This window comes from Pseudomonas sp. AC463 (assembly GCF_979253585.1).
The window spans coordinates 1-256 of sequence record NZ_CEEDDZ010000841.1 but is presented as its reverse complement, the minus strand read 5'-3'; the positions used below and the strand labels follow the sequence as shown (position 1 = coordinate 256).

Here is a 256-nt window from a genome sequence, read left to right as displayed (position 1 = left end):
GCTCTATGGTCGGCCGGACGCGAGCGGCAGGCCGAGGCCATATTGCTGGATCTGGCGGCACGCTATCCCGATCTCGCCAGCGTCTATGACTGCCTGAGCGTGACGGCGTTCGCGCGCGGCGATTTCGCGGGCTACGCCAAGCGGCTGAAGACGCGCGCGAGCGCACGCGGCGCTGCGGAGCTCATCAGCTATTCGAAGCTGGTCGGCGAGGCGGCCACGCGCGACGATCGCGTTCTGTACGATGTCATGCTGACCC

General features: G+C 67.6%; 1 protein-coding gene. It reads left to right on the top strand.

Annotated features, from left to right (window positions below):
• The coding region (locus AC0IYH_RS32605; RefSeq protein WP_471838492.1) for a hypothetical protein at positions 1–256 on the top strand (256 nt) is incomplete at both ends.